The sequence below is a fragment of the Agrococcus sp. ProA11 genome (assembly GCF_039880525.1).
In the GTDB taxonomy this organism is placed as follows: domain Bacteria; phylum Actinomycetota; class Actinomycetes; order Actinomycetales; family Microbacteriaceae; genus Agrococcus; species Agrococcus chionoecetis.
On record NZ_CP156989.1, the window covers coordinates 1,515,237 to 1,540,911 of the forward strand.

Annotated in this window: 22 protein-coding genes and 1 tRNA gene; 10 read left to right on the forward strand and 13 right to left on the reverse strand. The window is 70.4% G+C overall.

Annotation, left to right across the window (positions count from 1 at the left end):
- The first annotated feature begins 154 nt into the window (after positions 1–154).
- From ABG090_RS07330 to ABG090_RS07345, 4 genes are read left to right on the forward strand one after another with little or no spacing between them, the layout of a single operon-like run.
- Entirely contained in the window at positions 155–682 is a 528-nt protein-coding gene (locus tag ABG090_RS07330) for a transcriptional regulator (RefSeq protein WP_347753776.1), read from the forward strand.
- Positions 679–1,665: an ABC transporter ATP-binding protein gene (locus ABG090_RS07335; RefSeq protein WP_347753777.1), complete on the forward strand. Its 987-nt coding sequence runs from the start codon at positions 679–681 to the stop codon at positions 1,663–1,665. The genes ABG090_RS07330 and ABG090_RS07335 overlap by 4 nt, the downstream gene beginning before the upstream one ends.
- Before the next feature lie 5 nt (positions 1,666–1,670).
- Positions 1,671–2,450 carry an ABC transporter permease subunit gene (locus ABG090_RS07340; RefSeq protein WP_347753778.1) on the forward strand — a complete coding sequence of 260 codons (780 nt, stop codon included), beginning with the start codon at positions 1,671–1,673 and terminating at the stop codon, positions 2,448–2,450.
- Between the two features lie 3 nt (positions 2,451–2,453).
- Positions 2,454–3,308: an ABC transporter permease subunit gene (locus ABG090_RS07345; protein WP_347753780.1), complete on the forward strand. Its 855-nt coding sequence runs from the start codon at positions 2,454–2,456 to the stop codon at positions 3,306–3,308.
- Positions 3,309–3,491: 183 nt separating this feature from the next.
- Here ABG090_RS07345 and ABG090_RS07350 read toward each other — a convergent pair whose 3' ends face one another.
- Entirely contained in the window at positions 3,492–4,283 is a 792-nt protein-coding gene (locus ABG090_RS07350; protein ID WP_347753782.1) for a hypothetical protein, read from the reverse strand.
- A gap of 710 nt (positions 4,284–4,993) precedes the next feature.
- Positions 4,994–5,069 (reverse strand) — tRNA-Ala (locus ABG090_RS07355).
- Between the two features lie 81 nt (positions 5,070–5,150).
- On the opposite strand from ABG090_RS07355, the gene ABG090_RS07360 reads away from it, so the two are divergent.
- Positions 5,151–6,518, forward strand: a complete 1,368-nt coding sequence (locus ABG090_RS07360; RefSeq protein ID WP_347753783.1) for a potassium transporter TrkG — start codon at positions 5,151–5,153, stop codon at positions 6,516–6,518.
- A complete protein-coding gene (locus ABG090_RS07365) occupies positions 6,511–7,221 on the forward strand; it encodes a TrkA family potassium uptake protein (protein ID WP_347753784.1) in 711 nt (236 codons plus the stop codon). Before ABG090_RS07360 ends, ABG090_RS07365 begins: the two co-directional genes overlap by 8 nt.
- A 26-nt stretch (positions 7,222–7,247) precedes the next feature.
- Here the strand turns inward: ABG090_RS07365 and ABG090_RS07370 are convergent, their stop codons facing one another.
- The 8 genes from ABG090_RS07370 to ABG090_RS07405 all read right to left on the reverse strand — a co-directional run bounded on the left by ABG090_RS07370 (position 7,248) and on the right by ABG090_RS07405 (position 17,254).
- Positions 7,248–8,531, reverse strand: a complete 1,284-nt coding sequence (locus tag ABG090_RS07370) for a YibE/F family protein (RefSeq protein WP_347753785.1) — start codon at positions 8,529–8,531, stop codon at positions 7,248–7,250.
- Between the two features lie 149 nt (positions 8,532–8,680).
- Positions 8,681–9,505 (reverse strand): CoA ester lyase, encoded by an 825-nt coding sequence (locus ABG090_RS07375; protein WP_347757549.1) that lies wholly within the window; start codon positions 9,503–9,505, stop codon positions 8,681–8,683.
- Between the two features lie 8 nt (positions 9,506–9,513).
- Positions 9,514–10,038 (reverse strand): MaoC family dehydratase, encoded by a 525-nt coding sequence (locus ABG090_RS07380; protein WP_347757551.1) that lies wholly within the window; start codon positions 10,036–10,038, stop codon positions 9,514–9,516.
- Between the two features lie 26 nt (positions 10,039–10,064).
- Complete coding sequence (locus ABG090_RS07385; protein WP_347753786.1) at positions 10,065–12,005, reverse strand: biotin carboxylase N-terminal domain-containing protein; 1,941 nt, start codon at positions 12,003–12,005, stop codon at positions 10,065–10,067.
- A gap of 14 nt (positions 12,006–12,019) precedes the next feature.
- The gene (locus ABG090_RS07390; protein ID WP_347753787.1) at positions 12,020–13,711 is read right to left on the reverse strand and encodes a carboxyl transferase domain-containing protein; all 1,692 of its coding nucleotides are present in this window, start codon (positions 13,709–13,711) and stop codon (positions 12,020–12,022) included.
- A gap of 20 nt (positions 13,712–13,731) precedes the next feature.
- Positions 13,732–15,102: a dihydrolipoamide acetyltransferase family protein gene (locus tag ABG090_RS07395; RefSeq protein WP_347753788.1), complete on the reverse strand. Its 1,371-nt coding sequence runs from the start codon at positions 15,100–15,102 to the stop codon at positions 13,732–13,734.
- The gene (locus ABG090_RS07400) at positions 15,099–16,139 is read right to left on the reverse strand and encodes an alpha-ketoacid dehydrogenase subunit beta (RefSeq protein WP_347753789.1); all 1,041 of its coding nucleotides are present in this window, start codon (positions 16,137–16,139) and stop codon (positions 15,099–15,101) included. Before ABG090_RS07400 ends, ABG090_RS07395 begins: the two co-directional genes overlap by 4 nt.
- Entirely contained in the window at positions 16,136–17,254 is a 1,119-nt protein-coding gene (locus ABG090_RS07405; protein ID WP_347753790.1) for a thiamine pyrophosphate-dependent enzyme, read from the reverse strand. Before ABG090_RS07405 ends, ABG090_RS07400 begins: the two co-directional genes overlap by 4 nt.
- Before the next feature lie 173 nt (positions 17,255–17,427).
- Between ABG090_RS07405 and ABG090_RS07410 the strand changes: the two genes are divergently transcribed.
- Both ABG090_RS07410 and ABG090_RS07415 read left to right on the forward strand, forming a co-directional pair.
- Entirely contained in the window at positions 17,428–17,901 is a 474-nt protein-coding gene (locus tag ABG090_RS07410) for an Lrp/AsnC family transcriptional regulator (RefSeq protein ID WP_347753791.1), read from the forward strand.
- A 139-nt stretch (positions 17,902–18,040) separates the two neighbouring features.
- Positions 18,041–18,922 carry a VOC family protein gene (locus tag ABG090_RS07415; protein WP_347753792.1) on the forward strand — a complete coding sequence of 294 codons (882 nt, stop codon included), beginning with the start codon at positions 18,041–18,043 and terminating at the stop codon, positions 18,920–18,922.
- A gap of 65 nt (positions 18,923–18,987) precedes the next feature.
- Here the strand turns inward: ABG090_RS07415 and ABG090_RS07420 are convergent, their stop codons facing one another.
- From ABG090_RS07420 to ABG090_RS07430, 3 genes are all read right to left on the reverse strand, one after another.
- Positions 18,988–20,532: an APC family permease gene (locus ABG090_RS07420; RefSeq protein ID WP_347753793.1), complete on the reverse strand. Its 1,545-nt coding sequence runs from the start codon at positions 20,530–20,532 to the stop codon at positions 18,988–18,990.
- A gap of 34 nt (positions 20,533–20,566) precedes the next feature.
- On the reverse strand, positions 20,567–21,928 hold the full coding sequence (locus tag ABG090_RS07425) for an NAD(P)/FAD-dependent oxidoreductase (RefSeq protein WP_347753795.1): 1,362 nt from the start codon (positions 21,926–21,928) through the stop codon (positions 20,567–20,569).
- A gap of 73 nt (positions 21,929–22,001) precedes the next feature.
- The gene (locus ABG090_RS07430; protein ID WP_347753797.1) at positions 22,002–22,628 is read right to left on the reverse strand and encodes a TetR family transcriptional regulator C-terminal domain-containing protein; all 627 of its coding nucleotides are present in this window, start codon (positions 22,626–22,628) and stop codon (positions 22,002–22,004) included.
- A gap of 90 nt (positions 22,629–22,718) precedes the next feature.
- Here ABG090_RS07430 and ABG090_RS07435 point away from each other — a divergent pair, with 90 nt between their 5' ends.
- Together ABG090_RS07435 and ABG090_RS07440 are read left to right on the forward strand one after the other, a co-directional pair.
- Positions 22,719–23,744 (forward strand): agmatine deiminase family protein, encoded by a 1,026-nt coding sequence (locus tag ABG090_RS07435; RefSeq protein ID WP_347753798.1) that lies wholly within the window; start codon positions 22,719–22,721, stop codon positions 23,742–23,744.
- Positions 23,741–25,666, forward strand: a complete 1,926-nt coding sequence (locus ABG090_RS07440) for an amidase (protein ID WP_347753800.1) — start codon at positions 23,741–23,743, stop codon at positions 25,664–25,666. The genes ABG090_RS07435 and ABG090_RS07440 overlap by 4 nt, the downstream gene beginning before the upstream one ends.
- The last annotated feature ends 9 nt before the right edge of the window (positions 25,667–25,675 follow it).

Sequence of the window (25,675 nt, forward strand, 5' to 3'; positions counted from 1 at the left end):
CTTGGCGGTGGCCCACGCTGCGGTGCAAGAGTGCCACTGCACGATCCGCACCCGGGAGGCTGGCTCGGTTCGTGCGAGGCGCTTCGCGATAGCTCAGCGATCCCTGACCTGAGCGCCCTCTTGTTTCTTTGAACATTCAGAGTATTCTGAATCAATGACATCTCCCGCTCAAACGCATGCAGCGCCGGAGGCGGAGCTCCCCTCGTCGGGCGCTCCGTCGCAGCACCAGATCGATGCCTTCATCGAAGCGATGGGCATGGGCCTCGAGGCTGTGGGCCTGCAGCGCGCGGCCGGTCGGATGCTGGCGTGGCTGATGGTCTGCGATCCACCCGAGCAGTCGGCAGAGCAGCTCACCAAGGCGCTCCAGGCGAGCACGGGCGGCGTGAGCACCACCGTGCGGATGCTGACGCAGTTGCAGCTGGTCGAGCGCGTCGGCCGCGCCGGTGAGCGGCGGGCGTTCTACCGGGTGGCCCCGAACGTCTGGGATCACGCGATGGCCGCGCAGGAGCAGCCAACCGCGCGCCTGCGCGCGATCGCCGACGACGGCCTGCGCGTGCTCGCCGACACGGAGCCGGATCGGCGCAATCGGCTCCTCGAGATGCGCGACTACCTGGCGTTCATCGAGCGCGAGATGCCGGCGCTGCGCCGCCGCTACCACGACGAGAAGGGCACGGCATCATGAGCGGTTCCGACGCCATCCGCACCACGGGGCTCACCAAGACGTTCGGCGACCTCGCGGCCGTCGACGACCTCGACCTGCAGGTGCACACCGGGGAGATCTTCGGCTTCCTAGGGCCCAACGGCGCCGGCAAGTCGACCACGATCCGCATGCTGCTCGACCAGCTGCGCGCGACCAGCGGATCGGCGAGCGTGCTGGGGCTCGACATGCACGCCGACTCGCTGCAGATCCGTCGCCGCATCGGCTACCTCCCCGGCGACCTCGCGCTCTACCCGAAGCTCACCGGCCGGCAGACGATCGACTACTTCGCGAACCTCCGCGGTGGTGTCGACATGCGCTACGTCGACGAGCTCGCCGAGCGGCTGGGCGCCGACCTGTCGCGCAAGGTGCGCGAGTACTCCACCGGCAACCGGCAGAAGATCGGGCTCATCCAGGCGTTCATGCACAAGCCAGAGCTGCTGATCCTCGACGAGCCCAACGCGGGGCTCGACCCGCTGGTGCAGCAGACGTTCCAGGAGATGCTGCGCGAGGTGCGCGCGGATGGGCGCACGGTGTTCCTCTCCTCGCACACGCTCTCCGAGGTCGAGCGGGTCGCCGACCGCGTCGGCATCATCCGGCACGCGCGGCTCGTGATCGTCGAGCGCGTGGATGCGCTCAAGCGCAAGGCCATCCGGCGGCTCGAGTTCGAGTTCGCGGAGCCCGTGCCGGCCGACCTGTTCGCGGATGTCGATGTGGTGCGCGAGCTGGAGATCGACGGCGTGCACGCGCGCGTGTCATACGAGGGTGCCGTCCACCCGGTGCTGCAGGCCGCGATGACACGACACGTCGTCGACATCCACTCCCGGGAGGCCGACCTCGAGGAGATCTTCCTGGACTACTACCGCGACACCGATGCTGACACGGGCGCGGCCGCCGCGGGCGCGCGGACGGACGTGCGTCGCGACTCTGCGAAGCAGGGCGCGGCGTCCAGCGGCGGGACTCGGTGACGCTGGTGTCCGGCGCACTCCTGTCGCACGAGGCACGCCAGCGCGTGCCGGGGGCGGCCGTGCTCGCGGTGATCCTCGCCGCCTTCGGGCTGCTCGCGCTGGTGATCGCCGACGTGATCGGCGACCTGCTCGCCGCGATCACCGAGGGGATGCCGCCGGCGTTTGACATCTTCCTCGGCGCCAACGCGCCGGGCGGCTATGCCGTGGGCGAGATGTTCAGCCTGATCTTCCCCGTCTCTGTGGTGACGTTCGCGGTCATCGTCGGCGCCGGCGCCCTCGCGGGCGAGGAGCGCGACGGCACGATGGCGATCCTGTCCGCGCAGCCGGTCTCCCGGATTCGGCTCTTCTGGGCGAAAGCGCTCGGTGTGCTCGGAGCGGTGATTTTGGTGGTCGCAGTGAACTGGGCGGCGATGGGCCTCTTCATCGCGTCGAGGGCCAGCGAGCTGACCTTCGCAGGGCTCACCGGCGCCACCGTGCACCTGCTCTTCCTGGGCCTCGCGTTCGGCTCGATCGCGTTCGCCGTCGCGGGCGCGACCGGCAAGCCCGCGCTGGGCTCCGCTGCAGCCGGCGGCCTCGCCGTCGCCTCGTATCTGGCGGCGACGATGCTGCCGATCGCCGGCCTCACCGACTGGGCTCGGCTGAGCCCATGGCACTACTACCTCGGGCACTCCGATCCATTGCGCGACGGGGTGAACGTCGGCGACGTCGGCCTCTTCGCTGCCATTGTCGTCGTCTGCATGAGCGTCGCGGTGGTCGTGTTCCGCCGCCGTGACCTGGAGGGCTGAGCCATGACCGCGATCACCACGCCTCGCCACGCCAACAACCGCCCGGCGCCGGCGCTCCACCGCATGATCTGGCGCACCGTGTACCGGCGAGCGGTGGCCGACAAGGCCGTCATCGTCGGCGTGCTCGCGTTCTACGGCTTCGCGATCGCCGTGGGCGTCGGCGCGCTCTGGCTGCCGCTGCAGGACACGTTCGCGTCGATCGCCGCGGATCTGCCGGAGGGCTTCGAGGCGCTGCTCGGCGGGCTGTCGATCGCGACGCCCGTCGGGTGGATGCATGCCGAGCTCATGTCCATCCTGGGCCCGGGCTTCCTGATCGCCACCGCGATGATCTCGGCAGCCGCCGCGACCGCCGGCGAGGAGCAGGCCCGCACTCTGGGGCTCGTGCTCTCGACCGGCACCCCGCGCACGACATTCCTCGCCGCCAAGGCGACCGCGATGGTCACGCACGTGCTGATCGTCGGCGCCGCGCTCTTCGCCGGCATGATGGTGGCCAACCCGATCGGCGATCTGGGCCTCGAGGTGCCGAACATGCTCGCAGCCACGGCGCAGATGGTGCTGATCGCGCTCGTCTACGGCGCGATGACCCTGGTGATCGGTGTTGTCACGGGCGACAAGCGGCGCTCGCTCGCGATCCCCGGCGGCGTCTTCGCCGTCTCCTTCGTCGCGGCCAACTTCCTGGGCATGGTCGAAGAACTTGAGTGGCTGTCGAAGCTGAACTTCTGGTACCCCTACTCAGCGAACGCCGCGTTGGCCGATGGCATGCACTGGGGCTACGCGGCGCTCATGGGCGGGCTCGCCATCGGCATCGGCGCGATCGCGTTCATCGCGTTTCCGCGGCGGGACAATCTGCGGGGTTGACCAGCGGCTCTCCCAGATTGAAGCGCAGACATGTCGGACCAGCGGCGAATTCGCTGGGCGGAACGCGTCCTGGCCCTGCCGACCTCCTCAAAACACGCGGCCGAGGCAGTTATCGTCGGGTCACGCGGCGGCGCCGGAATACCTCATGGTCGCGACCAGGCGCTTTGAGTGGTTCCCACGGGTCTACTTCGCGAGGTTGTGTTGCTCAGCGAGCGTGACGAGGAACGTGAGCATTGCGATAGCGGTCTCGAGGAGGCGCGCGGTGGCGGCGTAACTGCTTGTGACCATGTACGCGTTGCCGCCGGTAGGGAGCTCACCGATCTTCCGTCGCTCGAGCACGATCATCTGGGCGAGCCGGTTGCCGTGAGTCATGGAAGCGCACGCTGACCATGCAGCTACGGGCGGGAGCATGTCCTTGCCGCGGACAAGTTGCCCGACTTCGAGAAGCACCTCGGTCATGGTGGGAATGATCGGCTTCGTCTTCATCGTCCTCTGGCGCAGTGCCTTACGGGAGTGCTGCAGCTCAAGCAGACGCGCCTCGACGCGCGCCAGCCATGCGGTCCGGTCATGCCCGAGCTTCGCCGCCAGATCCACGGTCTTGGTGGCTTGGTCGAGCACCAGTTTCAGGGACCGCATGATGCGCGCATCTTTCCTCCCAGGAGTGAGGAGCCAGATGCCGAGACCAGCCGCCTCGATCGCTGCTCGGATAAGGCTGTAGTTGCCGAGCATTCTGAACGCTTCTGCCCTGACGACGACATCGTGCAGTGTCTCGAGTTGGTCAAGCGCCGCCGAAGCGAGATGGTGCACCTGGTACGAGAGCGGATCGTAGGGCGTCGCGAGATCGTCCTCGGCTGTCCTGCTCCCGGGCTCCGCGTGAAGAGCGACGATGCGTTCTCTTAGAGGCTCGATACGCCGGAGGAGCTCGTCGAGCCGCACGAGTCCGGCGCTTTCCACCTCGTCAGGGATGTTCTCCACGTAGCGTTCTTATCAGGTAGCGCCCCAGTTCTCGGCCCTGGCGCGCTTGCCGTTCTGACTGCTGCCGCCGCGATGCATCGACGCGAGGTCCTGCTTGACCAGGTGCGCCGCTCTCGAGTTCAGTCGGATGGTCGGCGGTGGACACGCTCCTGTGATTGGGATCACGGATCGTCCAGTCGAACGGACGCAGTAATGGAGGCAGACGAGGCCGTTGCGTTGCGCGCGGCGCTTGGGGGCGGTTTGCGCGGGTAGGCACGGTGAATGGCGCCGTCGCGACTGCTCCATGCCATCTTAGCGCCCTGCGCGTTGTCCAGCTCCTCGGCGAACCGGGCCGCGGCGCAACGACAAGAACGGGCCGACGAGGACGGCCGTCGCCCAGCGTTGCTTCTGCTGACCTGCGGCTGCCGCTCTGGCGCCGCGTTGCCCGCGCCGTCGCGTAGCGCAGTCTGGTGGCCGACGCGACCTGCCGCTCGCCGTGGTAAACCTCGGCATCGGCATCGACCACGCCGGAACACCCGTCCTGATCCTCACCGACGACACCACCGTCACCGTCACCAACTAGACCACCGGCGAAGTCCTCGCCATCCACACCGTCGACCCCGCACGCGCCTACTGGCGCAACAACGACAGAAGCCCCGGCCGATGGCCGGGGCTTCCGAATATCAACGATGACCCGGAACATCTATGAACGATGTCCCGACTCATCACAATGGTGGATCTGGGGGGACTCGAACCCCCGACCCCCTGCATGCCATGCAGGTGCGCTACCAGCTGCGCCACAGACCCTCAATTGCTCTCGGAGCAACCCGATTACCTTACTACAGGTTTGCGCGCCAAGTCACATCGAGGGGCGTAGGCTCAGCGCTCGTGCAGACCGCGCGCGGTCCCCGATGGGGGCTCACCCAGCTCTGGGAGCGACAACACCCCGCCAGACGCATCTTCGCCGGCTTCGTAGCCCTCAATCTGGGCGGCTGGATGCTGCTGATGCTGCCGATCTCGAAGCAGGGGCCGGGCGGCGCCAACTGGATCGAGGCGCTGTTTACCGCCGTCTCGGCCGCGTGCGTGACCGGCCTGACCGTCGTCGACACCGCGGCCTTCTGGACGCCCTTCGGCCACGTCGTCATCCTCGTGCTCATTCAGCTCGGCGGCCTCGGCGTCATGGTCTTCGCGAGCCTCATCGGCATCTTCGTCGTCCGCCGATTGACACTCGGCACACGCCTCACGACCGCCAAGGAGGCGCACGCCAGCGGCATCGGCGAGCTGCGCTCGCTCATCACGAGCATCGCCGCCATTGCCGCCGTCGTGGAGGGCAGCGTCGCGATCGTGCTGTGGCTGCGGTTCTGGCTGGGGCGAGGCGAAGATCCGCTGCACGCGCTGTGGCTGGGCATCTTCCACGCGGTCTCCAGCTACAACAACGCCGGCTTCGCGCTCTTCGGCGACAACCTGATGGGCTTCGTCGACGACCAGTGGATCCTGCTGCCGCTCGCGGCGGCGACCATCATCGGCGGTCTCGGGTTCCCGGTGATCATGCAGGTGCTCAAGCACGCGCCGCACCCGCGTCGCTTCTCGATGCACACGTGGCTCGTGCTCGCCGGCACCGCCGTGCTGCTGCTGCTGGGCACGGTGTCGATCGCGCTGCTCGAGTGGAGCAACCCGGGCTCGCTCGGCGCCCACCCGACCGGCACCCGCATCCTCGAGTCGTTCTTCCACTCTGTGCAGACCCGCACGGCTGGCTTCAACGCGCTCGACATCGGCGAGTTCCGGCCCGAGACGCTCCTGGTGATGGATGTGCTGATGTTCATCGGCGGCGGACCGGCCGGCACCGCCGGCGGCATCAAGATCACCACCTTCGGCGTGCTCGCGGCGATCATCCTCGCCGAGGTGCGCGGCGACCCGACGGTCACGCTGTTCGGCAAGCGCCTCTCGCGTGCGGTGCACCGCGAGGCCCTCACCGTGGCGCTGCTGTCGGTGGGGCTGTGCTTCGTGGCGACCCTCGCGATCATGCACCTGACCGACTTCGACCACGACCGGGTGCTGTTCGAAGTGGTCTCCGCCTTCGGCACCGTCGGCCTCTCGACCGGCATCACCGCATCGGTCGGCATTCCGAGCCAGCTGATCCTGATCCTGCTCATGTTCGTCGGCCGGGTCGGCCCCATCACCGTCGCGACCACCCTCGCGCTCCGCCCCCGCAGGCTCGTGTACGAGCTGCCCAAGGAAAGGCCGATCATTGGCTAGGCTCCGCAACCCCTTCGACCCGTCGACCATCGGCTCCGCCGCCTCCATCGCCGTCATCGGCCTCGGCCGCTTCGGCACCGCCCTCGCGCTCGAGCTCATGCGCCACGGCACCGAGGTGCTCGGCATCGACACCGACGAGGAGCTCGTGCAGTCGCTCAACGGCAAGCTCACGGCCGTCGTCGTCGGCGACGCCACGAAGCCAGAGCTCATCGAGCAGCTGGGCTTGGGCGACTTCGACCGCGTCGTGGTCGCGATCGGCACCGACGTGACCGCGAACATCCTCACCACCAGCCAGCTGCTGCGGGTGGGCGTGACCGAGGTCTGGGCGAAGGCCATCGACGAGCGGCACGCGCTCATCCTCGATCAGCTCGGCGTGCATCATGTCGTGCGCCCCGAGGCCGACATGGGTCGCCGCGTCGCGCACATGGTACGCGGTGCGCTCGAGGACTTCACCGAGATCGAGCCGGGCTATGCCGCCGCGCGGCTCGAGGTGCCGGGGCCGCTGCTGGCCGTGCCGCTCCGGGAGCTCGGCCTGCAGGCGAAGCACGGGATCGGCATCGGCGCCGTGAAGCGCGACGGACGGTGGATGCTCGCGAACCCGGAGACCCGCTTCGAGCACGGCGACACCGTGCTCGTGCATGGGCTCACGCCCAAGGTCGAGGCGTTCGCGGTGCTGCTGGCGAAGCAGCGCGGGAAGCCCTGATCGATGACGGAAGGGGCAGTCCGGCGTCAGTGAAAGTCAGCGGAAGCGGTGGTCAGCTCGGACTTCGACACGGCATCCAGAACCGCAGCCGGCACGACCAGCGCCGCAATCGCCGTGGTCACCGGGATCGCGAGCACGAGCCCGATCGAGCCGACCAGCGTGCGCACGATCTCCTCCACCAGTTCCCCCGTGGTCGCAAGCACGCCGAGCGGCGCATCCATCAGCCACAGCACCAGCAGCATCGGCAGCGCCGCCCCGACGTAGGCGAAGGCGATCGTGTACACCGTCGAGGCGATGTGGTCGCGGCCAATGCGCATGGCGCGCTCGAATAGATGCCAGCGACTCGCGGACGGGGCCGCTGCGCGCAATTCCCACACCGCCGACGCCTGCGTGATGGTGACGTCGTTGAGCACGCCCATTCCAGCCAGCACCAGCCCGCACATGAACACGTCCGACAGGTCGAGCCCGATCTGCTGGAACAGGATCGACGACTCCTCGGAGCCCGTGCCCATGATGCGCGTGCTCGCGGTGGCCACCCATGCGATCACCCCGGTGAGCAGCAGCCCGATGAGGGTGCCCAGCAGCGCAGTCGTCGTGCGCGTACTGAATCCGTGGGCGACGTAGAGCACGATGCACATGACCAGGGATGCGGTCACGATCGCGACCGGCAACGCCGGCTGCCCGGCGAGCAGCGCGGGCAGCGTGAAGCCGGCGATCGCCGCGAAGGCCGCGGCGAGCCCGCCGATGGCGGCGAGGCCACGCCAGCGGGCGACGAGCACCACCACGCCCACGAACGCCAGCACCAGCAGCGCGAGCGGGATCTCGCGCGCGAAGTCGATGAAGATGTAGGTGCTGCCGTAGCCCGCCGCCTCCGGCACGTCGTAGACCCGCAGCCGGTCGCCGACGCCGACCTCGCCGAGCGCCTCCGGCGTCACCACCACCTGGATCGCCGTGCCGTGGTCGAGCCGAGCCGGCGCCAGCGCAGTCTCCGGGTCGGCGGCGCCGGATGCGGTGGCGTGCATCGCGCTGACGCCCGGACCGAAGTAGGCGAGTCGCTCGGGCAGCGCATCAGCGCTCGGCCAGAGCGCGAACAAGCCGGCGACGGTCGCCAGGAGCAGCGGCGCGAGAGCCAACCAGAGCAGCAGGCGCGGCCTGGCACCGACGCGCAATCGCTGCCCGTGCCCGTGGCCGTGGCTATGGCCGTGGCCGTGGCCGTGGCCACGACTGTGGCCGTGATCGTCGCCGAATAGGTCGCGCTCGGTGGCGCGCTCGCTCGCGTCAGGAGCCGGTGCGTCTCCGCCGAACCGCACCCGGCGCGCGTCGGTACGGCCGCCGATCCGCTGCAGATGACGCGCAGCATCTGCGCCAGATCGGTGTCGTCCCACGCGCTATCCCCTCGGTCGGCGCTCGCAGGCTAGCAACGCTGCACGTTGATCCGAGGGAGGCGCAGCGCGGTGACTCAGTGCTGCGTGGCCCTCGCGACGACGCTGCGCGCATGCCGCAGGATCGGCTCGTCGACCATCCGGCCCTCGAAGGAGAACACGCCGGGGGTGACCTCGGCCGCCGCCAGGATGCGGCGCGCCTCGTCGAGCTGCTCGGCCGTGGGCGCGAACGCCCGCCGATAGGGCTCGATGTGGTTCGGGTGGATCGCCGCCTTCGCGCTGAAGCCGCTCGCCGCCGCGTCGAGCGCCTCGGCATGCGCGCCGTCCAGATCGGCGATGTCGGCGCGGATGGCGTCGATGGCCGTGACGCCGAACGCGCCGGCGGCCAGCAGCACGCGGCTGCGCGCCTGCACCGCCACGTCGCGGTAGGCGCCAGACTCCGAGCGGCTCGAGGTGCCGCCGAGCGATGCCACCAGATCCTCCGCGCCCCACATCATGCCGACCACCTGCGCGTGCGCGGCGATCGTTTCGGCCTGCAGCACGCCGCGAGCCGTCTCGATGAGCGCCACTACCCGCACGCCCCGCACCGCGGCGACGACGCGGTCGATGTCGTGCACCGACTCGGTCTTCGCCAGCATGACGGTGCGGAACGGCGACTCGGCCACTGCAGCGAGATCGGCCTCGAATCCCTCGGCGGATGCGGCCTGCACACGCACGATGGTGTGCTCGGGGTCGAGGCCTGCCTCCACGATGGCGGCGCGAGCGGCAGCCTTCGAGTCCGCACCAACGGCATCCTCGAGGTCGAGGATCACCGCATCCGACCGGTCCGCGGCCTTCTGGAAGCGGTCGGGCCGGTCACCCGGGCAGAACAGCAGCGCCGGGCCCATGCCGAGCGTCTCCATGCCCGCGCTCACGCGTTGCCCGTCCCCGAGGCGGCAGGCGACACCTGCATGAGCACGGTGCGCACCGCCTTCGCGACCAGCTCGCCGCGCTGGTTGAGCGCGCGGTGCTCGAAGGTGGCGATGCCTTGACCCGGGCGCGACGCGGACTCGCGCTTGCCGGTCACGCGCGTCTCGCAGTAGATCGTGTCGCCGTGCCGCACGGGCGCCGGGAACGCGATGTCGCTGAAGCCGAGGTTCGCGACGATCGTGCCCTGTGTCAGCTGCCCCACCGACAGGCCCACCATGGTCGCGAGCGTGTGCATCGAGTTCATGAGCGGCTCACCGAACTCGGTCGTCTCACTCCACGCGCGGTCGAGGTGCAGTGGCTGCGTGTTCATCGTCAGCGTCGTGAAGAGCACGTTGTCGGTCTCGGTCATCGTGCGACCGGGCCGGTGCTCGTAGACGACGCCCTCCTCGAGCTCGTCGAAGTAGAGGCCGCGCTGCGTGATGCGCTGCTCGGTGACGCGCTGCTCGCCGCTCCCCTGCTCGCTCATGTCCTGCTCGCTGCTGCTCTGGTCGCTCATGCGCTCTCCCCCTCGGCTGGCGTGACGGTCGCGAGCTCCTGCCCGCGCGTGACCTGGTCGCCGGCGCTGGCATGCAGGTGCACGGTGCCGGCGACGGGTGCGCGCAGCACATGCTCCATCTTCATGGCCTCGACGCTGATGACCGGCTGCCCCGCCGCGACCGTGTCACCGTCGGCGACATGCGCGGCGACGACCGTGCCCGGCATCGGCGATGCGAGCGTCGGCTCGGCGGGCCCGCGGCCACGGCGGATGCGCGGGGGCGCCTCCACCAGGAAGTCGCCATCGGGGGTGCGCACCCAGGCGCCCGCCGGGGTCTGCTGCACCCACTGCTCGCGCGGCGTCGGCAGCGCATCGACGGTGCCGTCGGCACGCGTGACGACCGTGCGCTCGCCGAGCACCTGCACGCTCGCCTCACCGTCGCCGTCCCGCAGGCGGGTGCGGCGACCGACGGCGCCGCCGATGCGCCAGCCGTCGAGGTGCCAGGCACCGACCGGGCCGACGCCTTGCGGCAGCTCGGCCGCGGCGACCATGGCGAGCACGGCGCTCGGCACGCCGTCGCCCGCGATGCGCTCGCCCTCCCGGTCGATGAAGCCGGTGTCGAGGTCGCCGGCGCGCACGCTCGGCTCGTCGAGCAGCGCCCTCAGGAAGCCGCGGTTCGTGATCACGCCGAAGATGCTGGTCTCGGCCAGCGCGTCGCGCAGCCGGTCGATCGCTTCGGCGCGCGTCGCGCCGTGCACGATCAGCTTTGCGATCATCGGGTCGTAGCTCGAGCCGACCTCGCCGCCGCGCTGCACGCCCGCGTCGATGCGCACGCTGCCGTCCTCGACGCCGTCGTACGGCCAGTCGAGCTCGAGCACGGTGCCGCCGGTGGGGAGGAAGCCCGCGGCCGGATCCTCGGCATAGATGCGCGCCTCGATCGCGTGGCCCGTGAGCGTCACATCCTGCTGCGCAAAGGCGAGCCGCTCCCCCGCGGCGATCCGCAGCTGCTGCTCCACGAGGTCGACGCCCGTGACCATCTCGGTCACCGGGTGCTCGACCTGCAGGCGCGTGTTCATCTCCATGAAGAATGGTTCGTCGGGGCGGTCGCCCGCGACGATGAACTCCACCGTGCCGGCGCCGACGTAGCCCACCGAGCGGGCGGTCTCGACGGCCGCCTCACCGATCGCGGCGCGCTGCGACTCGGTCAGCAGGGCGCTGGGCGCCTCCTCGATCACCTTCTGGTGGCGGCGCTGCAGCGAGCACTCGCGCTCGCCCAGGTGGATGACGTTGCCGTGCGTGTCGGCGAGCACCTGCACCTCGATGTGGCGCGGGCTGGTGACGAAGCGCTCGATGAAGAGCGTGTCGTCGCCGAACGACGATGCCGCCTCGCGGCGGGCCGCGGCGAGCGCGGGCGGCAGCCCCGCGGCGTCGTCGACCCGGTACATGCCCTTGCCGCCGCCGCCCGCGGCCGGCTTGATGAGCACGGGGAAGCCGACCCGCTCGGCGCCGGCGATGAGCGCGGCGTCGTCGAGGCCGGGCTCTGCGATGCCCGGCACCGTGGAGACGCCGCGCGACTCGACCGCGTGGCGGGCCGAGATCTTGTCGCCCATGGTCTCGATCGCCGAGGCGGGCGGGCCGATGAACACGAGGCCGGCATCGGCGCAAGCCTGCGCGAACGCGGCGTTCTCCGACAGGAAGCCGTAGCCGGGGTGGATCGCCTGCGCGCCGGTCTCCTTCGCCGCGGCGATGATCTTGTCAATCGACAGGTACGTGTCGCGCAGCGGCCCGGCGCCGAGCGAGACGACCTCGTCGAAGTGCTCCGGGTGCGGCGAGGGGTCGTCCTCGGCACGCACGGCGACCGCGCGGATGCCGTTCTCGCGCAGCGTGCGCGCGATGCGGATGGCGATCTCGCCGCGGTTCGCGACCAGCACGGTGGAGAACATGGGGTGCTCTGGCATGTCGGGCATCCGGGTCACATCCTGAAGACGCCGAAGCGCGGCTCGGGCAGCGGCACGGCGGTCACGACGTCGAGCGCCATGCCGAGCACGCGGCGGGTGTCTGCGGGGTCGATCACGCCGTCGTCCCACAGCCTGGCGGAGGCGTAGTAGGGGTTGCCCTGCCGCTCGTACTGCTCGCGCACCGGGCGCTCGAAGGCCTCCTGCTGCTCGGCCGTCCACTCCTCGCCGGCGCCCTCGATCTGCTCGCGCTTCACGGTGGAGAGCACGGATGCCGCCTGCGGCCCGCCCATCACGCTCACGCGCGCGTTGGGCCACAGCCACAGGAAGCGGGGGTCGTAGGCCCGGCCGCACATCGAGTAGGTGCCGGCGCCGAAGGATCCTCCGACGACGACGGTGAGCTTCGGCACGCGCGTGGTGGCGACGGCGGTGACCATCTTGGCGCCGTGCTTGGCGATGCCGCCGCGCTCGGCCTCCGAACCCACCATGAAGCCGGTGATGTTCTGCAGGAACACGAGCGGCACGCCGCGCTGGTCGCACAGTTCGATGAAGTGCGCGCCCTTCATGGCCGACTCGCTGAAGAGCACGCCGTTGTTGGCGATGATGCCGACGGTGTGCCCGTGCAGCTCGGCGAAGCCGGTCACGAGCGTGTCGCCGTAGCCGGCCTTGAACTCGTGGAACTCGCTGCGGTCGACGATGCGCGCGATGATCTCGTGCGCGTCGTAGGGCGTCTGCAGGTCGGGCGGGATCGCGTCATAGAGCGTCGCCGGGTCGACCGCCGGCGCGTTCTCGTCTTCGATCGCGCTGAGCGGCGCATAGCTGAACCAGGCGAACGACTGCTGCTTCGCCGGGACGGCGCCGGCCGTGGCGGCCCGGTCGCCGGGCGGCAGCGAGGCGACCATGTCGCGCACGATCTCGAGCGCGTGCGCGTCGTCGTCGGCGAGGTGGTCGACGACGCCGGAGACCTCGGCGTGCAGCACCCCGCCGCCGAGCGACTCGGCGTCGATGACCTCACCGGTGGCGGCCTTCACGAGCGGCGGGCCGCCCAGGAAGATGGTGCCCTGGTCGCGCACGATGACCGTCTCGTCGCTCATCGCCGGCACGTAGGCGCCGCCGGCGGTCGACGAGCCCATCACGGCCGCCAGCTGCGGGATGCCGAGCGACGAGAGCTGCGCCTGGTTGAAGAAGATGCGGCCGAAGTGCTCGCGGTCGGGGAAGACCTCGTCCTGCATCGGCAGGAACGCGCCGCCGGAGTCGACGAGCGCGATGCACGGCAGCCGGTTCTCGCGCGCGATCTGCTGCGCGCGCAGGTGCTTCTTGACCGTGAGCGGGTAGTAGGTGCCGCCCTTGACCGTGGCGTCGTTGGCGATGACCATGACGTGCCTGCCATGCACGAGCCCGATGCCGGCGACGATGCCGGCGGATGGCGCATCCTGACCGCCGGTGCCGTCGACGTCCTTGCCGTAGACCCCCCACGCGGCGAGCGGCGCGACCTCGAGGAACGGGCTGCCCGGGTCGAGCAGCGCGTCGATGCGGTCGCGCGCCAGGAGCTTGCCGCGCGCGACGTGCCGCTCGCGGCTCGACTCCGGCCCGCCCGGCGCGACGCGGCCGAGGCGCTCGCGCAGCTCGCCCACGAGCGCCTCCATGGCGGCACGATTGGTCGTCGCCGCGTCCGACGTGGTGTCGACGCGGGTGGTCAGCTGCTGCATCCCCCTACCGTGCCAGATCCTCAGCGCGCGAGCGCCAGGCTCGGCCGCTCGAGCACCGCGACGATGTCGGCGAGGAAGCCCGCCGCCTCGCGGCCGTCGAGCACGCGGTGGTCGAACGAGATCGTCACGGTGCAGATGTCGCGCAGCGCGATCTCGCCCTGGTGGTTCCACGGCAGCTTGCGGATCGCGCCCAGCGCGATGATCGCGGACTCCCCCGGGTTGAGGATGGGGATGCCGCCGTCGACGCCGAAGACGCCTACGTTCGAGATGGTGATGTTCGAGGAGGTGAGCTCCTCCATCGACAGCTTGCCCTCGCGGGCGCGCACGGCGCGGTCGCGGATCTCGGCCGTCAACTGCACGGCATCCATCGTCTCGGCCTCATCCACCGAGGCGACCACGAGGCCGCGGTCGGTGGAGACCGCGATGCCGAGGTTGACGTGCGCGAAGCGCTCGAGCTCGTTCGTGTCGGCGTGGAAGGCGGCGGTGACATCGGGCCAGCGCTTGGCGGCGAGCAGGATCGCTCGGCTGGCCAGCGCCAGGAACGAGGCGTCGCCGCTCTTGGCGAGCGCGAGCGTCTCGGTCACGTCGACCTGGTGGAAGGTGGCGGCGTGCGGCACCGTGAGCGCCGACTTCGACATCGCGGCGGCCGTGTGCTTGCGCAGCCCCGTGATCTTCTCGCGCGTCGACGCGGGTGCCTGTGCGGGAGCGGCAGCGGATGCAGTGCCCGCGCTCTCGATGTCGGCGCGGGTGACGAGGCCGTCGGCGCCGCTCGGGCGCACCGACTGCAGGTCGATGCCGCGCTCCTTGGCGAGCTTCCGCACGGGCGGCATGGCGCGGTTCGGGCCGCGCCGCGCCGAGCTCTCCAATGCGGCGCGGTCGAACGGCTCCACATCCCAGGTGCGCTTGGCGCGCGTGGGCTTGCCGCCGTGCACGGTGATGTGGCCGACGAGCACCGACACCTTCTCGGGCTTGTCGTCGGCGGCGGCCTCCGCCTGCGCGGCGACGCTCTCCTCTGCCGCAGCAGGCGCCGAGGCGGGCGCGCTCACGACATCCGGCTCCTCGCCCACCGGGCCGGGCTTCGCGGACGCATCGGAATCCTCGGAGGCCGGGGCGGATGCCGCGGGCGTCTCCGACGCGGGAGCGGCGCTGTCGTCGCCGCCCAGGTCGAAGTCGATGAGCGGCGCGCCCACGTCGACGGTCTCGCCCTCGCCGGCGTGCAGCTTGGCGATGGTGCCCTCGTAGGGGCTCGGCAGCTCGACGACCGCCTTGGCGGTCTCGATGTCGGCGAGCGGCTGGTTGAGCTCGACCGTGTCGCCCTCGGCGACGCGCCAGGCGACGATCTCGCTGTCGGTCAGGCCCTCGCCCAGGTCGGGCAGCATGAAGGTCTTCATCGTGCGGCTCCAGCGGTCATGGCGCCCTCGAGGGCGCTGTAGTCGAGATCGGTGCGCGAGTTGCGGCGGCCGAGGGTGCGGTCGACGGCGTCGAGCAGCCGGTCGATGCTCGGCAGGTAGTCGTGCTCGACGGCCGACGGCGGGTAGGGGGTGTCGTAGCCGGTGACGCGCTCGGGCGCGGCCTCCAGGTGCTGGAAGGCGCGCTCGGCGACCGAGGCGACGAGCTCGCTCGACACCGACGACTCGTTGGCCGCCTCGTGGGTGACGATCAGACGGCCGGTGCGGCGCACCGACTCGACGACCGTGTCGACGTCCAGCGGCGAGATCGAGCGCAGGTCGATGACCTCGATCTCGATGCCCTCATCGGCGGCGGCGATCGCCGCGCGCAGCGCCGTGTCGACGGTCGGCCCGTAGGCGGCGATCGTCACGTCGCGGCCGCTCGCCACGATGTTGGCCGTCTCGAGGTCGCGCACGATCGTGCGGTCGACCTCGCCCTTCGTGTAGTACTTGCCCTTCGGCTCGAAGAACAGCACCGGGTCGTCGCTCTGGATCGCGGCGCGCAGCGTCGAGTAGGCCTCCTGCGGCGTCGACGCGGTCACGACGCGCAGCCCGGCGGTGTGCGCGAAGTACGACTCGGGCGACTCCGAGTGGTGCTCGACCGAGCCGATGGCGCCGCCGAACGGCACGCGGATCGTGAGCGGCATGGGGACGCCGCCCTTGGTGCGGTAGCGCAGCTTCGCGACCTGCGCGACGATCTGGTCGAACGCGGGGTAGATGAAGCCGTCGAACTGGATCTCGGCGACCACGCGGTAGCCGCGGTAGCTCATGCCGACCGCCGTGCCGATGATGGCCGACTCGGCCAGCGGCGTGTCGATGACGCGCTGCGTGCCGAAGCGGGCCTGCAGGCCGTCGGTGACGCGGAAGACGCCGCCGAGCTTGCCGATGTCCTCGCCCATCAGCAGCACGCGGTCGTCGCCCTCGAGCTCGTCGGCGAGCGCCGCGTTGACGGCCTTGGCCAGGTTCAGTGTCTCAGTCATGCCTTTGCCTCAATGCTGGCTGCGAATGCGCGGTGCTCCAGGCGCTGACGCTGGAGGCGCTTGGTGGGCTGTGCGTAGACCTCGTCGAAGATCGACTCGGCAGCCGGCGGCTGAGCCTGCTCGCACGCGGCGCGGAACTCCTTGGCGAGCTGGTCGGCGCGGATCTTGGCCTCCGCGCGCACCGCCTCCATGTTGGCTCCCATGAGCTCGAGCGCACGCTCGACCCGCTCCACCGGATCCTTCTCCACCCAGCTCTGGAGCTCGGCGTCCTCGCGGTAGCGCTTGGGGTCGTCGGTGCTGGTGTGCGGTCCGCGGCGGTAGGTGACGGCCTCGATGAACGTCGGCCCGCCACCCGAGCGGGCGCGCTCGAAGGCGATACGGGCCGCGGCGTGCATGGCGAGCACGTCGTTGCCGTCGACGCGCATGGACGGCACGCCGAAGCCGGTGGGGCGCAGCGCCAGCGGCACGCCCGACTGCAGCGCGACGGGCTCGGAGATGGCGTACTGGTTGTTCTGGCAGAGGAAGACCACTGGCGCCTGGAAGCTCGCGGCCCACACGAGCGCCTCGTTGACGTCGCCCTCGCTCGTGGCACCGTCGCCGAAGGCCGTGAGCGCGACCTCGTCGGCGCCATCCATCTTGGCGGCCATGGCGTAGCCGACGCCGTGCAGCGACTGCGCGCCGATGATGATCTGCGCGGGCGCCATGCGGATCTCCTGCGGCGACCAGCCGCTGTGCGCGTGCGCCTTCCAGATGCGCGAGAACTCGGCCATGTCGGCGCCGCGCAGCAGCGCGAAGCCGTGCTCGCGGTAGGAGCCGAAGACCCAGTCCTTCTCGCCCAGTGCCGTGGCAGGGCCCACCTGCGCGGCCTCCTGGCCGAGCAGCGGCGGCCACAGCACGAGCTGGCCCTGACGAGTCAGGGCGAAGGCTTCGGTGTCGAGGCGGCGCACGCGCACCATGTCGACGTAGAGGTTCGTGAGCGCCGACTCATCGATGTCGGTGAGATAGGGGTCGAGCAGCTCGTTCGTCAGCCTGCTGCCGTCGAGGTCGAGCACCTGCAGGGGGGAATCGAGCCCGGCGGCGAGCGCAGGGTCGGGAGCGGGAACCGTGATCGACACGATCGAACCTCCTTGTTCGAAGCACCTTCTGGGCGCCGGTGGATCCGCAGGACGGGTCGTCCGAAGATCGTGCTCCGAACGTAGTGCCATGAGGCACTTCGCGCAATCAGCGACACGCTCGCTGCGCAGGCCGCGCATTCCGCTGGCGCCTACCCTGCGCTAGATTGCGCACCATGCGCATCGTCGATGACACAGACCGGAAGATCCTGCTCGAGCTGACGCGGCATCCCCGCATCACCAACGCCGCGATCGCCGAGCAGCTCGGCCTCGCGCGCAACACGGTGCAGAGCCGGGTGGCTGCGCTCGAGGCGTCGGATGCGCTGCAGGGCTTCGATCGCCGGCTCCACGCCGCCGCGCTCGGCTACCCGCTGACGGTCTTCATGGCCACGCACGTCGATCAGCCCCGCATCGACTCGGTGGTCGAGCAGCTGCGCCAGATCCCCGAGGTCGTGCAGGCGTTCGGGCTCTCCGGGCAGGCGGATGTGCTCGTGCGAGTCGTGTGCCGCGACGCCGAGGATCTCTACCGCGTCAACAAGCTGGTGCTCGCGTGCAAGGGCGTCGAGCGCACCGAGACGTGGCTGTCGATGGGCGAGCTCATCCCGTTCCGCCTCGCGCCGGTGCTCGAGCGCGACCTCGGGCGGCGGTAGCCGGCACGCGCCTACGTCTGCGGCACCCGCAGTGCGAACGCCGGGTGGGTTCGCGCATCCCCGAGAATCTCGTCGTCGGTGGAGTCGGCGCTGACGGAATGGTCCGGCCGCCGCGGCGTTGCCTCTACTGGAGGAACCGATGACCACCACGACCGACCTGCTGCCCGACGACACCGCCATGGGCCCGGTGATGCTGAAGACGGCCTCGCTGGCCCGACTGGTGCACTGGTACACCGCCGGCGTTGGCCTGGAGCACGTGGCCGAACGGCCGGGGGTCGTCGAGCTCGGTGTCGACGGCCGCGCGATCCTCGTGCTCGAGGAGGCGCCGGGCCTGCGCGGCCCGAACCCGGCCGACGCGGGCCTGTTCCACACGGCGATCCTCTACCCGACTCACGCGGCGCTGGCCGCGGCCGTGGTGCGCATGAGCCAGTTGCCGGGCATCCAGTTCGCGGGCACGGGTGACCACCATGTCTCGGAAGCCTTCTACTTCGCCGATCCGGACGGCAACGGGGTCGAGCTCTACGTCGACCGGCCGCGCGACCGGTGGTCATGGAAGAACGGGCAGGTCTTCATGACCACCGAGTTCATCGACCCCAACCGCTTCGTCAGCGAGCACCTCGATCGCGGCAGCTTCGGGCAGTCGTCGAGTGCGCCGGTGGACGCGACGATCGGCCACGTGCACCTGCAGGTCGGCGACGTCGCGACCGCGCGTGACTTCTACGTCGGCGCGCTCGGCTTCGCAGAGACCGCCTCGATCGCAGGCTCGGCGCTGTTCGTGAGCGCCGGCGGCTACCACCACCACATGGCGATGAACGTGTGGAACTCGCGCGGCGCCGGCCGTCGCGTCGACACGCTCGGCCTGGGTCGCGTGCAGATCGCGGTGCCCGATGCGGATGCTGTCGGTGCGGCCCGCGAGCGGCTCACGGCGCGCGGCGTCGCGGTCGCGGATGACGGGCGCGGCATCCGCTTCGACGACCCGTGGGCGAACGTGATCACCCTCACGCCGAGCGTCGCCGAGTAGCACCGCGGGGCGCGGACCGAGACCGCGATTGGGTCTCGATCCGCGCCCCGACGGCAGCGGCCTGCCTACTTGATGAAGAGCGCCTTCGTGTCGAGGTCGCCCTTGTTGACGCCCTTCGGCAGCACCTCGCCGCGGAAGAACTCGGGCGACTTCACGCGCATGATGAGCATGAGCACGACGCCCAGCAGCAGCATGAACACGCCCAGGATGCCGACGAGGCCGACACCGCCGATCTCCGATCCCGAGCCGTAGGCCGGGTCGAAGCTATCGATGAGCGTCTGCACGAACAGCACCATCAGCGCCACGCCACCGAGCAGCGGGCTGAGCATCTGCGTGAGGAAGCGCTTCGCCGACGTCAGCGCCGTCACGCGGAAGTACCAGACCGCGCTCAGCGCCGTGATGCCGTAGTAGAAGCAGACCATCATGCCGAGCGCCGTGATCGTGTCCCACAGCACGTTCTCGCTGATGAAGCGCATGACGGCGTAGAAGACGCTCGCCACCAGTGCCGACATGACCGCTGCGAAGCCGGGCGTCTTGAAGCGGGGGTGCACCGCGGCGAACCGGGCCGGCACGGCCTTGTAGTGCCCCATCGCCAGCAGCGTGCGAGCCGGCGACAGCGCGGTCGACTGCAGCGAGGCGGCCGACGAGGAGAGCACCGCGAGCGAGATCAGCCAGCCGAGCGGGCCCATGATCGGGTCGGAGAGGAAGAAGAGCACGTTGTCCTGGATGTCAGGATTGCCGAGACCCAGCCCCGTGTCGCCGTTGCCCGCGAAGGTGAGCAGGCCGATGGCGAGCAGCAGGTAGAGGCCGAGCACGATGATGATCGTGATGGCGGCAGCCTGACCGGGCGTGCGCTCGGGATCCTTCGCCTCCTCGTTCATCGTCAGCACGACATCCCATCCCCAGAAGATGAAGATCGACAGCGACAGACCCGCGACGACCGAGGTGACCGACGGCGCCTGCAGCACGTTGAACCACGAGGGGTCGACCGGCGTGTACTGCACCGCGTCGCCCGACTGGGCACGCACCAGCGCCGTCACGCCAAAGGTGACGAGCACGAGCAGCTGGAAGCCGACGAACCAGTACTGCACCTTCTGCGCCGTGCTGATGTCGCGGTAGGAGATCCAGGTGGCGCCCGCCATGAAGGCCAAGCACACGGCGACGTTGATGAAGGGGTTGCTCGCCATTTCGGCGATCGCTCCGTTCCCGGTGATCTGAGCGATCAGCAGGAAGAGGAAGTCGACCGCGATGCCTGCGAGGTTCGAGAGCACGAGCACGGTCGCGATGATGAGACCCCAGCCGGCCATCCAGCCCACGTAGGGGCCGAACGCACGCGTTCCCCAGGTGAACGAGGTGCCCGCATCCGGCATCGCCTTGTTGAGCTCCCGGTAGCCGAAGGCGACCAGCAGCATCGGGATGAAGCCGAGCAGGATGATCGCCGGCACCTGCACGCCGACGGCGCTGACCGTCGGACCGATCGCTGCCGTGAAGGTGTAGGCGGGCGCGATCGTCGAGATGCCGATCACCACCGCGCCGAGGATGCCGACCGTGCCGGGCGCGAGTCCCTTGCTCGAGATCCCGGTGTCTGTCTTGTCTGCTGTAGTCGTCATTGACTGCTCCGTCGTGCGTTCTGTGCTCGGCGCCTCAGGCGCCGAGCGTCCCGATGATCTCGTCGGCGGCTGCCCAGCCACGGCGGATGGCTCCGTCGACGTGCTGGTAGCCCTCCGCGGCGATGTCGCTGCACGCCCAGTGCAGCGATCCGTGCGGCGCGCGCTGCAGTGCGCCGTAGCGCGACAGGCCGCCGATGTCGAAGCTGGCGGCGTAGGCGCCGCGCGTCCACTCCTCCTCGCCCCAGTCCGAGAGGTAGAACACCTCGGGCTCGAGCGCCTCGGGGCCGAAGTAAGTGGCCAGCTGCTCGAGGATCGCGGTGCGCTGCGCCTCAGGGCCGAGACCGAAGGATGCGTCGGCCTTCAGGTCGGAGATGAAGGCGACGAGGGTGCCCCGCTCGTCCTCGTGGTTGGTGTTGTCGTAGACCTCGTGCAGCGCGTTGTACGGGGCGAACACGGTGCCCGAGAGGCCAGCCTTGCGCCAGAACGGCGTCGAGTACACCGCGTGCACCTTGATGACCAGGCCGAGCGAGAGGTGCTGGTGCATCTGCTGGCGCAGGCGCGGCAGCGACGGCTGGAAGTCGATGCGGTCGTAGAGGTTCGGCGGCACCGCGACGATCGCGCGGCGTGCGCGCACGACGACGCCGCCATCCGCGTGCGCGACCACGCCGTCAGCGGTGTGCTCGAGGCGTCGCACGGGCGCGTTGAGCACCACGTCGTCGCCGAGCGATGCGGCGAGCCGCTCGGAGACCTGCTGCATGCCGCCGACCACGCGACGGTCGAGGATGAAGCCCTCGTCGACGAGGTTGGAGAAGCTGCCGGCGGATGCCGCCATCAGCAGCGCCTGCAGCAGGCTGAACGAGTAGGCGGGCTTGGTGAGCATCGCCTCGGCCACGAAGATCGAGACGATCTCGCATGCCCGCTCGTCGCTCGACTGCGTGCGCAGCCAGTGGTGCCAGGAGATCGCGTCGTACTCGGCGGCCTTCGCGTGCGCCCACGGCTCACGGGCGCCGACGTCGGCGACGAGCGCATCGAGGACCCCGATGAGGCGCTCGATCTCGGCCTCGGTGCTGGCACCGGCCGGGAAGATGTCGCCGGAGTAGCTGTGCCGCTCCCCCGCGTGGTCGATGTAGATGCTCTCGCCGTCGCGGTAGCGCTCGTAGGTCTCGAGTCCGAGCTCGTCGAGCGTCTCGATGAGCGCGCTCTGGTCGGGCGAGACCCACTGGCCGCCTATCTCGAGCATCGCGCCGTCGATGTCGCGGGTCCAGGTGCGCCCGCCGACCCGGTCTCGGGCCTCGAGGACGGTCACCGAGTGCCCTGCCTTCCGTAGGCGCGTCGCCGCGCTGAGGCCGGCCGCGCCCGCACCGATCACGACGACGTCGCTGGTGATCTCCGCCATGGTGTGCTCCCACTCCGTCTGCGACGCTGCTCCGCGTCGACGACGTGACTATCGCACACTATTGTTTAGGCGGTCAATAGGACGCGCGACGCACATCCTCGGGCTGGATGCGCAGCAGGGCCGTGACGGTCGTGATCACGTAGTGCGCGGTCTCCTCCTCGTAGCCGGCCCACACGGCCGATTGGGCACTGAGGCCGTCGGTGGCGCCCACCACGAAGCGAGCGAGCGCGAGCGGCTCCGGAGCGCTGAACGCACCGGCGGCGTGCCCTCGCGCGAAGATGTCCGCGACGAACTCCTCCCAGGCCCGCGCCTCCTCCACGAGCACCGCGGCGAGCTCGGCGTTGCGCCGTGACAGGCTCCAGCCGTCGAGCCACACGAGCGCGACATCGCGGCGGAAGTCGTGGATGAGCTCGCGCAGCAGCACGAGCACCTGCTCGACCTCGCCGCCCTCGACCGCGTCGACGCTCGCTCGTACGCTCGCGAGCTCCTCCTGAGCGATGTCGCGGAAGATGTCGGCGACCAGCAGTTCCATGCGGGTCACGTAGTGGGTGACCAGGGCGGGCGCGACGCCGACGCGATCGGCCACCGCGCGCTGTGTCACCGCGCTCAGGCCGGACTCGAGCGCGATCGAGCGAGCAGCGTCGTGCACTTCCGCGCGGCGCTGCTCGGGGGTCTTCCTGACACGCTTGTGGTTGGTCATTGCATCCTTGCTGGGTCCACAGTAACTTGTCGTACGACCCGCTTATTGACCATAGTGTCAATTACGTCGACGACGACCCTGGAGGCGATCATGGCCTGGACGATGCCCGCGGAATCCGCAGCGCACGAGCGGCTCTGGATGGCCTTCCCGCACGGACCGAATGCCGGCGAGACCTCGGCCGAGGCGGACGCCGCGCATCGCGCCTGGGCGGCCGTGGCCAACGCGGCCAGCGAGTTCGAGCCCGTCACCGTGGTGGTCGACCCCGACGAGCGCGATGTCGCCGGCCGGCTGCTCGCGGGCGACATCACGACGGTCGAGGCGCCGCTCGACGACGCGTGGATGCGCGACATCGGTCCCACGTTCGTGCTCGACGAGCAGGGCAGGCTCGGGGCCGTCGACTGGGTCTTCAACGGCTGGGGCGGCCAGGACTGGGCCAGCTGGGAGCATGACTCGCGCATCGCCGCGCTCGTCGCCGAGCAGGCCGGTGCCGAGCGCATCGCATCGCCGCTCGTCAACGAAGGCGGAGCCATCCACGTCGACGGTCACGGCACCGTGCTGCTCACCGAGACCGTGCAGCGCGATCCGGGCCGCAACCCCGGCATCTCGCGTGCCGACGTGGAGGCCGAGCTCGCGCGCACGATCGGCGCGACGCATCCCATCTGGCTCCCGCGCGGCCTCACGCGCGACTATGAGCCCTTCGGCACCCGCGGTCACGTCGACATGGTCGCCTCGCTGGTCGGCGACGGTCGCGTGCTGCTGCATGTGCAGGCAGCCGACGAGCACCCGGACGCCGCGGTCTCGGCCGAGATCGAGCGCGTGCTGCGTGACGCGACCGACGCCGCCGGTCGTCAGCTCGAGATCGTGCCGCTGCGAGCGCCCGCGACGCTGCGCGATGACGAGGGCTGGGTCGACTGGTCCTACGTGAACCACCTGATCCTGAACGACGGCATCCTCGCCTGCGGCTTCGGCGACCCGGCGGCAGATGCCGAGGCGCGCGAGGTGCTCGAGGCCGTCTACCCGGGCAGGCGCGCGGTGACGGTCGATGCGCGCGAGATCTTCGCGCGCGGCGGCGGCATCCACTGCATCACGCAGCAGCAGCCGAAGGCCGCATCGTGAGCGCGCGGCTCGTCGAGGCGAGCGTGCAGGCGCTGCGCGCCGCGCTCGACAGCGGCCGCACGAGCGCGACCGAGCTCGCCGCGCTCACCCTCGCGCGCATCGGGGCGTTCAGCGTGGGAGGTCCGCGCCTCAACGCCGTGCCCGTGCTCGCACCCGATGTGTTCGCCGCCGCGCGCGCCGCCGATGCGCGCATCCGTGCTGGCAGCCCGGCGAGCGTGCTCGACGGCATTCCCTACACGGCGAAGGAGAGCTACTCCGCGCGCGGCATGACCGTCTCGGCCGGCAGCCCGGCGTTCGAGCACCTCGTGGCGGGCGAGGACGCGTTCGCGATCGAGCGGATGCGGGCGTCGGGCGCCGTGCTGATCGGGCTCACCACTATGCCCCCGATGGCGAACGGCGGCATGCAGCGAGGGCTGCGCGGCCGCGCCGAGAGCCCCTACAGCGCCGACTGGCTCACGAGCGCCTTCGGTTCGGGATCGTCGAACGGCTCCGGCACCGCGACGGCGGCGGGCATCGGCGTGATCGGGCTGGGCGAGGAGACCTGGTCGTCGGGCAGGGCGCCGGCGAGCTGCAACGCGCTCGTCGCCTACACGCCCTCCCGCGGCCTCATCTCGATGCGCGGCAACTGGGCACTCGTGCCGACGATGGATGTCGTGGTGCCGCACGCGCGCAGCATGGCCGATCTGCTCGCCGCACTCGACGTGCTCGTGCAGCCCGACGCCCGCACCGACGGCGACTTCTGGCGCGAGCAGCCGTGGCTGGCGCTGCCCGGCGTCGACGAGGTGCGCCCGGAGCGCTTCGCAGACCTGCAGCCGGCGGAGCTTGCCGGCATGACGATCGCCGTGCCGCGCATGTACATCGGCACCGACGAGGCGATCCGCTCCCCCATCGAGACCCGCGCGAGCGTGCTCGAGCTGTGGCGCGCGATGGCCGACGACCTGCGCGCCGCGGGCGCCACCGTGGTCGAGACCGATCTGCCGATCGTGTCGAACTACGAGGGCGACCGCGACGGCGCACCGCACATCCTGAATCGCGGGATCGTGTCGCCGCGCTTCATCGAGAGCGAGCTGCGCGAGCTCGCGGTCTGGGCGTGGGACGCATTCCTGCGACGCAACGGCGACCCCGCACTCGATCGGCTGCGCGACGTCGACGGCGAGCGCATCTTCCCGCATCCGCCCGGTGCGCTGCCCGATCGCTTCGAACGCTCGTCGCCCGCCTTCGAGCCGGCCGCGAACGCCGGCCTGGCCGACTTCCCCTCGCTGCCGGTGCCGGAGCTCGAGGAGATCCCCGCCATGGCCGAGGGCATTGCGGGGCTCGAACAGACGCGCCGCGTCGACTGGGACGAGTGGCTCGACGCGCACGGCATCGATGCGGTCGTGATGCCGACGCTCGCCGACGTCGGTCCGGCCGACGCCGATGTCGAGCCCGACTCTGCGGCGCTCGCGTGGCGCAACGGCACCTGGGTCGCGAACGGCAACCTCGTCTGGCGCCACTTCGGCATCCCGACGGTCACCGTGCCGATGGGCACCATGGGCGACATCGGGATGCCCGTCGGCCTCACGATCGCGGGCAAGCCGTACGAGGACGAGCGGCTGCTGCGCATCGGACTCGCGATCGAGGCGCAGCGCCAGCGGCGCACGACACCGCCGCGCACCCCCGAGCTGCCGGCGGCCGAGTGGACGCCGCTGGCGGCCGACGGCACCGCAGCCGAGGCGGCCGTCGAGCTCCACGTCGAGCGCGATGGCGACGAGCTCGTAGTGCACGGCCGAGCAACGGGCGAGGCGATCGCGCTGTGGGTCGACGGGACGCAGCCTGCGATCGCTGTCGATGGCGACACGTTCACCGCGCGTGCCGCGGGCAGCCTGGTCGTGGCGCTCGTGCGCGGCACGACGGGCGATGCGGGAGCGTGGGCGCAGGCGTGATTCGCTGAT

Excerpts from the sequence above, each read along its gene's own strand:
- ABG090_RS07380 (WP_347757551.1), bottom strand. The coding sequence starts at position 10,038 with ATGAGCGAGCAGGGGAGCGGCGAGCAGCGCGTCACCGAGCAGCGCATC.
- ABG090_RS07395 (WP_347753788.1), bottom strand. The coding sequence starts at position 15,102 with ATGAAGACCTTCATGCTGCCCGACCTGGGCGAGGGCCTGACCGACAGC.
- ABG090_RS07375 (WP_347757549.1), bottom strand. The coding sequence starts at position 9,505 with ATGGAGACGCTCGGCATGGGCCCGGCGCTGCTGTTCTGCCCGGGTGAC.
- ABG090_RS07430 (WP_347753797.1), bottom strand. The coding sequence starts at position 22,628 with ATGACCAACCACAAGCGTGTCAGGAAGACCCCCGAGCAGCGCCGCGCG.
- ABG090_RS07335 (WP_347753777.1), top strand. The coding sequence starts at position 679 with ATGAGCGGTTCCGACGCCATCCGCACCACGGGGCTCACCAAGACGTTC.
- ABG090_RS07390 (WP_347753787.1), bottom strand. The coding sequence starts at position 13,711 with ATGCAGCAGCTGACCACCCGCGTCGACACCACGTCGGACGCGGCGACG.
- ABG090_RS07385 (WP_347753786.1), bottom strand. The coding sequence starts at position 12,005 with ATGCCAGAGCACCCCATGTTCTCCACCGTGCTGGTCGCGAACCGCGGC.
- ABG090_RS07400 (WP_347753789.1), bottom strand. The coding sequence starts at position 16,139 with ATGACTGAGACACTGAACCTGGCCAAGGCCGTCAACGCGGCGCTCGCC.
- ABG090_RS07420 (WP_347753793.1), bottom strand. The coding sequence starts at position 20,532 with ATGACGACTACAGCAGACAAGACAGACACCGGGATCTCGAGCAAGGGA.
- ABG090_RS07435 (WP_347753798.1), top strand. The coding sequence starts at position 22,719 with ATGGCCTGGACGATGCCCGCGGAATCCGCAGCGCACGAGCGGCTCTGG.
- ABG090_RS07410 (WP_347753791.1), top strand. The coding sequence starts at position 17,428 with ATGCGCATCGTCGATGACACAGACCGGAAGATCCTGCTCGAGCTGACG.
- ABG090_RS07425 (WP_347753795.1), bottom strand. The coding sequence starts at position 21,928 with ATGGCGGAGATCACCAGCGACGTCGTCGTGATCGGTGCGGGCGCGGCC.
- ABG090_RS07415 (WP_347753792.1), top strand. The coding sequence starts at position 18,041 with ATGACCACCACGACCGACCTGCTGCCCGACGACACCGCCATGGGCCCG.
- ABG090_RS07330 (WP_347753776.1), top strand. The coding sequence starts at position 155 with ATGACATCTCCCGCTCAAACGCATGCAGCGCCGGAGGCGGAGCTCCCC.
- ABG090_RS07345 (WP_347753780.1), top strand. The coding sequence starts at position 2,454 with ATGACCGCGATCACCACGCCTCGCCACGCCAACAACCGCCCGGCGCCG.